The organism is Hymenobacter radiodurans, from assembly GCF_004355185.1.
Classification (GTDB): Bacteria; Bacteroidota; Bacteroidia; order Cytophagales; family Hymenobacteraceae; genus Hymenobacter; species Hymenobacter radiodurans.
In genome coordinates, this window is record NZ_CP037922.1 from 4,177,471 (window position 1) to 4,190,628 (window position 13,158).

Genomic DNA, 13,158 nt, shown 5'->3' on the forward strand with positions numbered 1-13,158 from the left:
GGGGGCTTTTTTATAAACCCGTTGCCCCTAGCAGCCAAAAAAATTCCGGGCCAGAAGCAGAGGTGACCAGTAGTCACGCACTGTCCCGGCCCGGAACGGAAATACTAGCGGCTAGTCGCCCGCGGCCAGTAATAGATTACCAACCGGGGTTTTGCTTAAGACCTTTATCAATGTCGAGGTCTGTCCGGGGCAAAGGCAATAAGGCCGACTTGCCGGGCACGAAATTGAGGAAGTCCTGGTCGCGCGTCTTGATCTGATCAACGCCGGCTTGGTTATCGAGTAGGCCAGAGCGAGTCAAATCGAAGAAGCGAACACCTTCACCACCAAGCTCGACAGCACGCTCGTGCAGAATCTGAGTTTTCATCTGCGCCTGGCTGAAGCTACCTGCTAGCGGCACTATACCAGCACGGGCGCGTACCTGATTGATAAGCGGAATAGCCGCCGCTGTTTGCCCTAAGTTATTGAGCGCTTCAGCTTGCATCAGGAGAATGTCGGCGTAGCGGATAACGCGAATGTTGATACCTGAGTGATAGTCTTCAAAAGTCCGGGTACGATCGTTCTGGTATTTGCGCCAGAACAGTTCATTCGGGTCATTATAGCCACGCTGAGCATATGTCCGGCCATAAATCGGCATCGCAGAGTTGAATACCGTAACATCACGACGTGGATCTACGCCTCCGGTGGTAGTGAGATCGGAAAACTCGGTGAACAACCAACGGCGAGGCTGACCATCGCTCCAGCCAATGCCACGAGGTCCAAAGAACTGAGCCCGGTTGTTACCTTCCGACCCGCCAGGAGCATCTTGCGCATCCCCTGCAAAGCATCGGAGAACTGTATTTCGAAGACGGACTCGGGATTGTTTTCGCTCGTCATCGTGAAGTTGTCCACGTAGTTTTCAACCAGTCTGTACTTGCCTGAGCTAATAACCTTCGTGAATTGTGCTGATGCTTCAGCCCACTTACGTTGCTGCATAAGCGTTTTGCCCATCAATGCCTGGGCGGCTCCTTTGGTAGCACGCCCGATATCAGCGCCCGTGTACTCGGTAGGCAGCCCTGCTTCAGCAATAGCCAAGTCAGCTAACACCTGCGCGTAATTTGATTCGATAGTACCTTGGGGCGCTCGTGAGGTGGCCGTAGAGACTTCCAGAATCATGGGCACATTGCCGTAGAGCGAGGTCAGGTTAAAGTAATATAGCGCCCGCAGAAAGTGTGCTTCGGCCAGCAACCGCGTCCGCATGGCCGCATCCATCGTCGTGATGGTAGGCAAGTTGGCAATGATTTGATTCGTGCGGTACACGCCCCGATAATGGTCGGTCCACATTACCTCGGAAGGCTCGAAGTTGTAATCGAGTTGGAGAAAACGGGTAAAGTTGGCGAGGTCGGTCCAAGGGCTGGCGCTATATCCTTCATCAGAGCGCAAGTCTGTGGCAAACCAGTACCAGCGGCTATAGGTACCGGGCAGCTGTAATGTGCCATAAGCCGACGTCACTGCCTTCATAGCATCGTCCTGGGTTTTCCAAAAGTCCTGCGTGGAAGGCTGGTTGGGATTCACCTTTTCCAGCAGATCTTTTTCGCAGCTGCTCAGCGACAATATACCAGCCAGTGCTGCTACGGTAAGTTTATTTATTTTCATGACTACAGGATGGTAATAGGTTTAAGATCAGCGCTTAAGAGTAAGCGCTGATCAACCAAAATAGTTTAGAAACCAAGCTGAATTCCGCCCGTGAAGGTGCGCAGGTTGGGGAAAGAGCTAAAGTCTACCCCACGCTCAAAGAAGTTGCCGTTTACAACCTCCGGATCCGGACCGCTATAATCGGTGAATGTCAGCACGTTTTGGCCCGTCACATAGATGCGCGCATTACTGATACCCTTCACTTTGCCTGTCAAAGACTCAGGAATCGTGTAGCCTATAGAGATGTTCTTTAAGCGCAGGTAAGAGCCATCCTCCAGGAAGCGGGAGCTGCCCCGAGCGTTAGAAGCAGCAGCTTCACGCAGGTTGGCCGTAGTACCGCCACCTTGCAGGGCGCGCGGGGTAGAGCTGGAAGGCGCATCTGGCCGCCAAGGCGTGAAGTCGGCGCGGAAGTTTGCAGGGTCGTCGGTGCGGTCCATAGTAGCGCGGGCTACGTTGAACAATTCGTTGCCCCCCGATCCTTGGAAGAGCAAGGAAAAGTCTACTCCTTTAAAGCCGGCGTTAGCACCTAAGCCATATTGAATCTTTGGAATAGAAGTATCGTAGAAAATACGGTCGGAGTCATTAATCTGTCCGTCATCATTCGTATCGCGGTAGCGGGCATCGCCAGGAGCAGCATAGGGCTGAATAACACGACCAGCAGAGTTTACGTGTCTAGTTACTTCCTCTTGGGTCTGGAACACGCCATCAAAAGGAATTAGAAAGAAGGCGCCTACTGGGTGGCCCACCTCTGTCCGGGTAACACCGCTTGGAATGCTCTGTCCTTCCTGAGAAAGGCGCAGTACTTCATTTTTAACGGTGGTCAGGTTGCCCGTCACCCCATAAGTGAAGGCGCTGCGGTTGTCCTGGTAGCCGAGTTGGAGCTCAAACCCCTTATTCTCGATATCACCAATGTTGACGAAGGGCCGAGTACCTGAGTTGCCCAAATAAATTGGCAGCAGCGGGTTTACAAGCGCATCCTCCGTCCGGGAGGTGTAATAGTCGGCGGATAAAGTGATGCGGTCATCGAAAAGCCCCAGATCTAAACCGTAGTTGGTGGTAAAGCGTGACTCCCACTTAATCCCTTCGCTGGGAATGGTCGTCTGGATCGAACCTACAGTTACCACGTTACCATTGTACACGTAGTTGGCGTTCTGATTAATTACGCCCTGATAGCGGTATTCACCGATCGCGTCATTTCCGTTTACGCCGTAGCTGACGCGGGCTTTCAGGTTGCTGATGTAAGGAGCTGATTCTTTCAGGAAATCTTCCTCACTGATGCGCCAGCCCAGGGAAGCCGCACCAAAGTTACCGTAGCGGTTTTCGGGGTCGAAGCGGGAAGACCCGTCGCGACGGAAGCTACCTGTAAGCAGGTAGCGGTTCTTATAATCGTAGACGGCCTGCGTGAAATACGACCGTTTGGAGTACTCCGAATCGGTTCCGGTAACCTCTGGACCAGTAGTACCCGCACTGAGTACAAAGTTATAGTTTGGGCCAGTACCGTATCCGCGGTTTAGTCCCCGCGAGAAGGTGTTTTTACCTCTCTGCTCCGAGTAGCCCAGGATTACATTAATCCCATGATCCCCGAACTGCTTATTGAAATCTAGAATGTTTTCTACGATCAGGAAGGAGTTATCCCCTCGCTGCTCCTGATACGTCGACTGGTACTCGTTCTGTGGTTGGTTCTGGGTAATGCGGCCGTATTTGCGCGAGTTGCGGTCGACATAGTCTAGGGTTTCTACCCCCACATTCAACTTATACGATAAGAAGTCGAAGAATGCGTATTCCGCATTGACGCTACCCTGAAGGCGGTTGTTGTACTGCGACTCGTCCCGGATGAGCTGCGACGCCACCGGATTGGTACCAAAGGTGTTAGCCGCTGGGCTACCATAGCCAAAGCCACTGCCAGTGCTTTCCGTAGGATCAAAAACAGGAATAGTAGGCAGCAGCCGGATAGCATCTTGGAAGGGAGCTCCACTTGGCAAGTCGGTGAGAGCGTGAGCCAACTGTAGAGATTCGCTTAGCTTGAAGCGACCGGCCGTCAGCCCTGAATTTAGGCGGAGAGTATAACGCTCAAAGTCCGTCCCGATCAGCGCACCTTTTTGTTTAAAATAGCCCCCGAGATCAGGAAATTGGTGCTGAAGTTCTCCCCTGTTGAGCCCCCTGAGAAATTCAGATTATAGTCTTGTACGGTACCGGTGCGCAGAATCTCATCCTGCCAGTCGGTGTTGGCATAGTTCTCCGGATTAGCCGCGGAAGCCAGCGGCGTCAGGCCTGCATTCTGGTAAGCTTCGCGGCTGAGCGCAGCCCACTCACTGGCATTGGTCAGATCCCAGCGGTCTACTACGTTTTGTACGCCAGCGTAGGCGTTAAAGCCAATAGTTGGCTTGCCCGCTTTCCCCTTTTTCGTGGTGATAATAACAACGCCATTTGCCCCCTGAGAGCCATAGATGGACGTTGAGGACGCATCCTTCAAGACCGTCAACGATTCAATATCCGACGGATTCAAGTCGCGGATATTATTCGTCCAAAGGCCATCCACTACGAATAGCGGAGCACTACCGCCGTTGAGTGTGCCAATACCGCGGATATTAAAGATAGGAGCCTGGCCAGGCGTGCCGCTATTCGAAATCTGAACGCCAGTGGTGCGGCCCTGGATAGCTTCCGTAATAGTTGCTACAGGTGCTCTTTTGGCCGCGGCCACATCTACAGGGCTCACGGCGCTGGTTAGGTTCTGGCGGTTCTGGGTGGTGTAGCCCAACACTACTACTTCTGACAGCGCTTGTGCATCAGGAGTTAGCGGCACATCAATAGTGGTGCGGCCGCCTACGGCAATTTCCCGGGGCGTATAGCCCACATAGGATACCACCAATGTTGCGTTATCCGGCACGGTGATGCTATAACGACCCTCAACATCAGTGCTGGTGCCATCGGAAGTGCCTTTTACTACTACGTTCACACCAGGCAGGCCCTCTCCTTTTTCATCCGTCACACGACCAGTTACAGTTACGTCAGGAGTCTGGATGATCGCAGCGGAAGGCAGTGCTGCACGCACGCTGGCCGCGGCGTTAGCCTCGGCAGCGACGGTAAGCGGCAGGTAGCAGATAAGCGCTGGAATGGCGAGCCAGCGCAGCTTGGGTACAGTCTTTTTCATAGAGAAAAGGTAGGATAGGGAAGGTGTTCGTTCAGGAAAGGAGAATGGAAGCACATATGAATGGCAAGCAAATCTTACTATGTGGCGCAAACGTTTGCGGACTCTTTGCTAAAAAAATCAGTTGACCAGGAAGCATTCTTCTTCGGGGTGAACTGAATCATTACTGAGGTTGGCCAGAGAAAACGCACGCGAACGGGCATTATGGCTCTCAGCCAAGTAAGTAAGTGCTGTAAGGATAACAGGAAATTAAACTAATGTCAAGAGAAATCATGCAATTTTCGTTAGCTGGACAATTCATTGATAAAACTATCGACAGTAATTCCTGCATTATATTAAGTCGAATCAGGCAGATCTTATTCAGCTGACTGGCGCATATCCTTAGGAATAATTTTAAGTAACAAAGTCCAAAACTTAGCAATTTCTACTTAGGCGAGCGCAATTTGAAAAGCCTAATGACAAAGCAATACTTATTGACTTAATAGTATTATAATCAATGATTTATCAACTTAAAATCTACTAACACAAGTAGTCATTCACTCGTTTTCTGGGCATGCTCGCTACCTCCTTTGATGTAATCTTATGACCAGGGTTTTACACGCCAAGCGAATAGCGAGGAGACGTACCCGTTAGTAACTAAAAGGCGCAATCGTTTGCGTTTTACAACCGGGTTTCTCACCTTTAGCATTGCTCTTCTCCCTCCCCTATTTTTGTTTCATTCTTTGCCTTATATCCTTATGTCCTCTCATTCTATAACTACTGCCTTCGAAAGCCATTTCGGATATGTTCCGCTTTTGGTGAGAGCTCCGGGTCGGGTAAATCTGATTGGTGAGCACACTGATTATAATGGCGGCTTTGTATTGCCCGCCGCAGTAGACAAGGAGATTCACTTCGCGGTTGGGCTAAACGGCGGCGATACGGCCCGCCTTGTGGCACAGGACCTGAATGAGACACATGATTTTTCCCTGACCGAAGAGATAAAGCCCGGCAAAACACAGTGGGCAAACTATCTGAAAGGTGTTGTGGCGCAGATGCAACGCAAGGGCGCAGATGTGCCCGGCTTTGATTGTGTGTTCGGGGGCAATATTCCGCTGGGTGCAGGCATGTCATCTTCGGCAGCTATAGAATGCGGGTTGGCTTTTGCCTTGAACGAGTTGCTGGGGGGCAAATTTGACCGCTTGGAACTGGCTCACATGGGGCAGGCCGCTGAGCACGAGTTTGCCGGTGTAAAGAGTGGCCTGATGGATCAGTTTGCCAGTCTCTTTGGGCGCGCCGGCCACGTTGTACGCCTAGACTGCCGCTCGCTTGACTACGAGTATTTCCCCTTCGATACCACCGCTTATCGTCTGATTCTGTGCAACTCCGGCGTGAAGCACGCCTTGGCCAGCTCCGAATATAATACCCGCCGACACGAATGCGAGCAGGGCGTGGCGCTGCTACAGCGGTATTATCCGGAGGTAAAAAGTTTACGGGATGTCACCTTGTCGCAGCTTCAGGCGCACGAGGCCGAGCTAGGCGATGTACTGTATCGCCGGTGCTCCTACGTGGTGGAAGAAAACCTGCGGGTGGAAGCAGCCTGTCAACATTTGCTGGAAGGCAACTTTCAGGGTTTCGGTCAGGAAATGTATGGCTCACACGCCGGATTGCGCGATAAGTATGAGGTGAGTTGCCGAGAACTCGATGTATTAGTGGAGTTGGCCCGACCTCTGCCAGGCGTATTAGGGGCGCGTATGATGGGGGGCGGCTTTGGAGGCTGCACCATCAACTTGGTAGAAACCGATAAGGTAGATGCCTTTATAGAGCACATGACAGCTGGTTATCAGCGGGAGCTGAACTTATCGCTTGAAACCTACCGGGCTACTATTGTAAGCGGCGTAGAAGTGGTGGAAAGCGTAGAAGCAGGCAGCTAGAATCGCGCTGCTCATTTATTCACTATCAACCGCTACTTGCCATGACATTTGATACCGCTGAACACTCCCACCGCCGCTACAACCCACTTACGGGCGAGTGGATACTCGTATCACCTCACCGATCGAAGCGGCCGTGGCAGGGGCAACAGGAAGAAACACCAGCCGACGTGCGGCTCACCTACGACCCCACCTGCTACCTCTGTCCTGGCAATACGCGCGTGGGGGGCATTGTGAACCCGCCTTACGATAGCACCTTCGTATTTGCCAACGACTTTGCCGCGCTGCAAGCCGATGCGCCCGTGGGTGAGATAACCGTGGGCGGACTATTGCGCGCCGAAGCCGAATCAGGAGTGGCGCGCGTTATCTGCTTTTCGCCCCGCCACGATCTGACACTGCCCGAGATGGACGAACCAGCCATTCGGCGCGTAGTGGACCTGTGGGTAGAGCAGTATCTGGAGCTGGGCGCCCGGCCGGATATCAACTACGTGCAGATATTTGAGAACAAAGGAGCCATGATGGGCGCCAGCAATCCGCACCCGCACGGCCAAATCTGGGCGCAGCGGACGGTGCCATCTGACCCAGCCAAGGAAACCGTTCAGCAGGCCGCCTACTTTGCCGAGCACGGTCGCAGCTTGCTCAGTGCTTATCTGGAAGTGGAGCTACAGGAGAAAACTCGGGTAGTGGTCGAAAACGAGCATTTCGTGGTGTTGGTGCCCTTCTGGGCCGTGTGGCCTTATGAAACGCTGCTTGTTTCGCGTCGCCACGTAACCAGTATCGAGCAGCTTACCAACGACGAGAAAGACGCGTTTGCTGCTATTCTGCGCCAGCTCACTATCCGCTACGACAACCTGTTTCAGATTTCTTTCCCCTACTCTGCCGGTCTTCACCAACGCCCGACCGACGGGCAAGCGCACGAAAGCTGGCATCTGCACATGCATTTCTATCCGCCGCTGCTGCGCTCCGCTACGGTGCGTAAGTTTATGGTAGGCTACGAGCTGCTGGCCAACCCCCAGCGTGACGTGACGGCCGAGTTTGCGGCCGAGCGTCTGCGCAGTTTGCCCGCCGTGCACTACAAGCAGTTAGCATCTTCAGAAACGGAAGTCAAGTAACATCAGCTTTAAGAGCGGAGAACGTTAGCCCGTAAAAAAGCCCCCAGAGCAGTTCTGGGGGCTTTTTTACGGGCTAACATTACTTGACCTTGAGCGCTGCTTCAATAGCTGCATCGGCCTTTTCGGCGTTCAATCGTTTGATCACGCTTGCTTCGTCTTGGCGGTAGGGCGTGCCATCGGGGTGGAATACTTCGTGGAACCACTCAATTGGCTCGCTGCCGTCGGCTAGAGGAGTATCCCACTGATACTTCGTGTTCGTTTTGCCCGCAACCAAGCCCCAGTTGATAGCTCCCACGTTTTGCTTCTTCAGCAGAGGCATAATGTTGGCAAACCGGCTGCCCCGAATACGAGCCATATACTCCGTGCAGATGAGTGGCCGGCCGTGGGTTTCCAGCATTTCGATGATGCGCTGGTGAGCGGGCGTGTCGTCGTAGCAGTGGTAGGTGATTACATCCGAATTCATGGCCTGAAAGGCGTTCAGCTTTTCAAAATCCCAAGCCCAAAGACCTATGCTCAGCGGCTGATCGGGGTTGACAGCGCGGGCCCAGCGGAATACGTTGCGTACCAGCGGCAAAGAGTTTTCCTTGTGGTTGCTGTTGCCGGGCTCATTATATAAGTCCCAAAGCAAAATGCGCTTGTCATTTTTGAACTGCGTCATCACGTCGGTGACGTACTTCTGCAACACTGGAAATAGGGTCGAATCCTGGGAAGTGGGCTCACCGCCGGGGTCCTGCACCCAGCCTGAGTTGTGAATGCCAGGCTTCGGCGCAGGCTGCGGGCCGGCTTTGTAGTCCTTGTTCCAGCAATCGTCGAAGAACACGAACATGGTCTTGATCTTGTGCTTGTCGGCGATGCCCAGGTATTGATCCATGCGCTTCTTAAATCCTTGCGGGTCTTGCTCCCACGCCAAGTGATGCAAAAACACGCGCATGGTATTGAACCCGATACTTTCGGCGTAACCTAACTCCTTGTCGATGGTAGCAGGATCGAAGGTGGCCGCTTGCCACATTTCGAGTTGGTTGATGGCGGTGCTGGGCGTAAAATTGGCCCCCGACATCCAATCCTGGGCTTTATACCAGGCGTTGGCTTTTTCCGGCGTCCAGCGGGTACCAACCGCGGCTTTGGACGTTTTGGCTGCTTTGGTTTTTCGATTTTGAGCTTGTAGCTGAACGTCGGGCGTGGCCACCAACAACAGCAGAATAAATAGCAGAGCTTTCTTCATGCGCTTAAGATTTGGGGAGAGTGTGGATGTATAGGAAGTTTTCTCAAAGCTTCGAGCTACTTACTGGCACTGGCAGGAGGCAGCGTACCGAAGCGAATTTGCACGTTGTGGCCGCTGGCGGGTCGTTTTTAAGAATTTACACTGCTTAGGGCCAAGCCTGCCTTTTAATAGTGAGCAACGTTTACTTTTCGCCGGAGGGCCTGGGCAGGGCTACTCCAGTGGAAATGGGCTGCCCAAAGCTGGGCGTATCATCGGCATTCCAGGTAAACTTCTGGGCGCGGGGCGTGCGAAACCGGCCGCAGCCCTGGCCTGCCTCGTCGTTGGCGTGGTAGAGAATCCAGTCTTCGGTGCCATCCGGCGATTTGAAGAAGGAGTTATGACCCGGTGCGTACACTTTTACCGCGGGCGCCTGCTGAAAAACGGGCGTTATGGTTTTGGTCCACGAGCCGGGCTTGAGTAGGTCGCTGGTAGCCGAGGCGGAGAGCATGCCCAAAGCGTACGTATCGGTCCAGCAGCCACTAGCTGAATAAATTAGGTGAATTTTCTTGCCGTGGCGCAGCAGCTGCGGACCTTCGTTCACATCCACATGGGGCGGATCGTTTGGGTTGTTTAAGTCGCCATTGCGCTCCCAGTGGAAGACAGGGGTGGAAAGTTTGTGCCGCTCCCCATCTATAGTCCAGGGGTTTTTCATCTTGGCGATGTAGATTTCCTGGCGGCCGTTTACGTCGCCCTCCCAGCCCGACCACACAAAATACAGCTGCCCATCGTGGTCGTATACCGAGCCGTCGATGGCCCATTTATCGGTGGGGTCCGTTATTTTGCCTTTGTCAACCCACGTGCCTTCCATTGGATCGGGCGAGGAATTTTCGAGCACCCACAAACGGTGCGTTTGGTTGGTGCCGGCGTCGGCGGCGTAGTACAGGTACCATTTGCCCCCCAGATAATGCAGCTCCGGCGCCCAGATATCCTTGGAGTTGGGGCCGGTGGCAGGCGGCGTCCAGACTACTTTTTTGGGAGCGTTCTTCAGCTGGCTTAATGACTTAGTTTTCCAGAGCGTGATGTTGCGGCCCGTCGTGTTGGTGTAGTAGTAATAGCCGTCTTTGTAAATGCTCCACGGATCGGCTCCTCCAGGCAAGAGTGGATTTGTAAAGGTGTTATCGGAAGCAGCCGGCGTTTGGGCCCAGGCGGCGGGCCCCACGCTACAGCCGAGCAGAAGCAAAAGCAGCAGTTTTTTCATTCTATGCAATTGTAAACTCTAGTTCTAGGCGGTCATGCGGAGCGGAGCGAAGCATCTCGCGTGCTGATGTTGCCAAGCTAACTGTATAAATCATCTGTCATCCTGAGCTTGCGAAGGACCTTATGGCAGTTAAACGACTAGTATTACTATGACTCGTTTCAGGGTGAGAAGGTCCTTCCTTCGTCAGGATGACAACGAAACAACATCAGCACGCGAGATGCTTCGCTCCGCTCTGCATGACCGCCTTTATCATTTATAGAAAGCTCTCAAAAAAGCCCCCAGCCTTATTTGGAAGTGCCGCTAGGGCGAGGCAGCGGCTTTTTGGTTGATACAGGGGCGCCAAAGTTGGGCGTGCCATCGGTATTCCAGGTAAAAGGCTGCATGCGCGAGCTGCGCTGTTCGCATTTGCCGGTGGCAGCATCTTTGGCGTGATACACTATCCAATCCTGCTTACCGTCCGGCGACTTGGTGAAGCTGTTGTGGCCGGGGCCATATACGCTATTGGCCTCCGACTTTTTGAACACTGGCTGGGGGCTTTTTTCCAGGAACCGGCTTGCAGCAGATCGGCATTTTGGTCGGCCGTGAGCATGCCCAGCGAGTAGTTGTCGTCCCAGCAAGCGCTGGCTGAGTACACAAGAAATAGCTGGCCTTTTTTGCCCGGCAAAAATTCTGGGCCTTCCAGAATCTGGCGCCCGCCGCCTTTTTCCCAGTCGTAAGTAGGTGTGGCAATCGTCACTTCCTTGCCGGCTTGCAGGGTCCAGGGGTTCTCCATGGGCGCAATTGCCAGTACGCTTTGCGGCCCCACGTAGGCCGAATACACGAAATAACGTTTCCCTTTATGCTCAAATACGCTGCCGTCGAGGCCTGTGTATTTTGTATTTACCTTGCCCCTGTCAGTCCAGGTTCCGGTGGTAGGGTCGGCACTGGCGTTTTCCAGCACGAATACGTAGCGCGTGTTATCCCCAAAATTTGCCTTGTCGGTAGCTGTATAATAGAGGTACCATTTACCATCTAGGAAATGTAGCTCTGGCGCCCATATCTCATATGAGTTCGGCCCTGTAGCAGGTGGCATCCACACCGTTACGGGCTTGGCCTCACGCACTTGGCTCAAGTCTTTGGTTTTCCACAGTACCAAGCGGTTGCCCATGGTATTTGTGTAATAATAGGTATCGCCCTGCCGGATAACCCACGGATCGGGGCCATTAGCGAGCAAGGGATTGGTGAAGGTGGCCGCCGTTTGGGCCTCACTCACGAAGGGCATAACGGCGAGCATTGCCAGCAAGAGAAAGCGTTGTTTGATATTCATAGGTAGAGTAGTACACGCAAACGTTTGTTTAGTAGCCGCAACAACTACTATATCACGTTGGAGCCGAAAGTTGCCGGAGCGGCGCATGCCGCAGCAAGTCAGCATCAATCCGGTTGAGATAAAGGTTCTTATTCGTACTCATGGGCTGCTAGTGAAGGAAGAAAAGCCGATAATCCTTCCTAGGTAACGACTGCTGTTTCAGCCAATTTTACTAGTGCAGTAGGAAGTTGCCAGGATAAGTTTGGACGAGCGATGCGGCCAATCTAAGACAGATTATTATATTGTGCAAACGTTTGCGCATAGTTACGCTTCCGGTTATTCGCTTCCCCGTCCCGACTAGCCACCGTACTTAACCTCTGCTTATGCTACGAAACACGCTACTCTTTCTCCTACTTTTGGGCACTCTGGGGCCAGTTATGGCTCAAAAAGCCACCTTCAATGGACTCGGTTCTGAATTAGGAAATCTGTACCGGCTCTCCGACGCCCAGACCCGCTCCATCAGCCCCGAAAACTTTAACGGCGCGAAAGGAAAAGGCGGCATGGCTACGGAAGGAACCGGCAAAAACGCTTCCCGCGACTTGGGCCAAGGCTGGAAAGTAAGCCCTAGTGTAATCATCAAAGCCGGCCAAACGATTACGGTGGCCGAAATCAATGGCTCGGGGCCATTCAGCACATCTGGATGACACCTACCGGACTGTGGCGGTTTGCCATTTTGCGCATGTATTGGGATGAGGAGAAAGAGCCCTCGGTAGAAGTACCGGTGGGCGATTTTTTTGGCCAAGGCTGGGGTCAAGTAGCCATGCTCAACTCCATTCCGGTTGTGGTAAACCCCGGTAGCTCATTCAATTCCTACTGGTTGATGCCCTTCCGTAAGAAGTGTCGCATCACGATGGAGAATATCGATGAGAAGGACATGGTGCTGTATTACCAAATAGACTACACCCTCACCGATGTGCCCAACGATGCGGCCTACTTTCACGCCCAGTTTCGGCGCCAGAACCCGACCCAGTACAAAGTCCCCTACACCATCTTGGACGGCGTAAAAGGCCGCGGGCACTACGTGGGCACCTATATGGCCTGGGGCGTGAACAGCAACGATTGGTGGGGCGAAGGCGAAATCAAGTTCTACATGGATGGCGACAAGGAGTGGCCCACCATCAATGGCACCGGCACCGAAGACTACTTTTTGGGTTCCTACAACTTCGAAAACAAGAAAACCAAGCAGTATCAAGAGTACACCACACCCTACGTGGGTTTGCACCAGGTAATAAGGCCCGACGGGCTGTATCAGGCCAATACGCGTTTCGGAATGTACCGCTGGCACATCCCGGATCCGGTCCGCTTCCAGCAAGATTTGCGCATTACCATTCAGGCGTTGGGCTGGCGCTACAATGGCCGATATCTGCCCCTACAGGATGATGTGGCGTCAACGGCTTTTTGGTACCAAACGGAGCCGCACGCGCCATTTCCTAAGCTACCTAGCAAAGACGATTTAGAAACCAAGTAACGCTCAGTTCAGCATTGCATCTGGCCCAACTCATCCTACATCAACACG

The 13,158-nt window shown here is 53.1% G+C and carries 9 protein-coding genes and 2 pseudogenes; 4 read left to right on the forward strand and 7 right to left on the reverse strand.

Going from position 1 to position 13,158, the window contains the following annotated elements:
- Positions 1-136: 136 nt before the first annotated feature.
- From EPD59_RS18955 to EPD59_RS18970, 4 genes and pseudogenes are all read right to left on the reverse strand, one after another.
- Positions 137-751: pseudogene (locus EPD59_RS18955) on the reverse strand (RagB/SusD family nutrient uptake outer membrane protein); the annotation flags it as partial.
- Positions 670-1,632: a RagB/SusD family nutrient uptake outer membrane protein gene (locus EPD59_RS18960; protein WP_133274147.1), complete on the reverse strand. Its 963-nt coding sequence runs from the start codon at positions 1,630-1,632 to the stop codon at positions 670-672. The pseudogene EPD59_RS18955 and the gene EPD59_RS18960, both read right to left, overlap by 82 nt.
- A 65-nt stretch (positions 1,633-1,697) precedes the next feature.
- The gene (locus EPD59_RS18965; RefSeq protein ID WP_133274148.1) at positions 1,698-3,761 is read right to left on the reverse strand and encodes a SusC/RagA family TonB-linked outer membrane protein; all 2,064 of its coding nucleotides are present in this window, start codon (positions 3,759-3,761) and stop codon (positions 1,698-1,700) included.
- Positions 3,758-4,822, reverse strand: coding sequence for a carboxypeptidase-like regulatory domain-containing protein (locus EPD59_RS18970; RefSeq protein WP_133274149.1), 1,065 nt, complete (start codon positions 4,820-4,822; stop codon positions 3,758-3,760). The genes EPD59_RS18965 and EPD59_RS18970 overlap by 4 nt, the downstream gene beginning before the upstream one ends.
- A 734-nt stretch (positions 4,823-5,556) precedes the next feature.
- Between EPD59_RS18970 and galK the strand changes: the two genes are divergently transcribed.
- Positions 5,557-6,729 carry a galactokinase gene (gene galK, locus EPD59_RS18975; RefSeq protein WP_133274150.1) on the forward strand — a complete coding sequence of 391 codons (1,173 nt, stop codon included), beginning with the start codon at positions 5,557-5,559 and terminating at the stop codon, positions 6,727-6,729.
- 41 nt (positions 6,730-6,770) lie between these two features.
- A complete protein-coding gene (locus tag EPD59_RS18980; protein ID WP_133274151.1) occupies positions 6,771-7,838 on the forward strand; it encodes a UDP-glucose--hexose-1-phosphate uridylyltransferase in 1,068 nt (355 codons plus the stop codon).
- Between the two features lie 79 nt (positions 7,839-7,917).
- On the opposite strand, the gene EPD59_RS18985 is transcribed toward EPD59_RS18980, so the two are convergent.
- The 3 genes and pseudogenes from EPD59_RS18985 to EPD59_RS18995 form a co-directional block, all read right to left on the reverse strand.
- Positions 7,918-9,060 (reverse strand): cellulase family glycosylhydrolase, encoded by a 1,143-nt coding sequence (locus tag EPD59_RS18985; protein ID WP_133274152.1) that lies wholly within the window; start codon positions 9,058-9,060, stop codon positions 7,918-7,920.
- Between the two features lie 181 nt (positions 9,061-9,241).
- Positions 9,242-10,297 (reverse strand): glycoside hydrolase family 43 protein, encoded by a 1,056-nt coding sequence (locus tag EPD59_RS18990; RefSeq protein WP_133274153.1) that lies wholly within the window; start codon positions 10,295-10,297, stop codon positions 9,242-9,244.
- A gap of 284 nt (positions 10,298-10,581) precedes the next feature.
- Positions 10,582-11,708: pseudogene (locus tag EPD59_RS18995) on the reverse strand (glycoside hydrolase family 43 protein).
- A 311-nt stretch (positions 11,709-12,019) separates the two neighbouring features.
- Between EPD59_RS18995 and EPD59_RS21995 the strand changes: the two are divergent.
- Together EPD59_RS21995 and EPD59_RS19000 are read left to right on the forward strand one after the other, a co-directional pair.
- Positions 12,020-12,286, forward strand: a complete 267-nt coding sequence (locus EPD59_RS21995; RefSeq protein ID WP_205703445.1) for a hypothetical protein — start codon at positions 12,020-12,022, stop codon at positions 12,284-12,286.
- Positions 12,283-13,110 carry a glycoside hydrolase family 172 protein gene (locus EPD59_RS19000; RefSeq protein WP_205703446.1) on the forward strand — a complete coding sequence of 276 codons (828 nt, stop codon included), beginning with the start codon at positions 12,283-12,285 and terminating at the stop codon, positions 13,108-13,110. Before EPD59_RS21995 ends, EPD59_RS19000 begins: the two co-directional genes overlap by 4 nt.
- Positions 13,111-13,158: the final 48 nt, after the last annotated feature.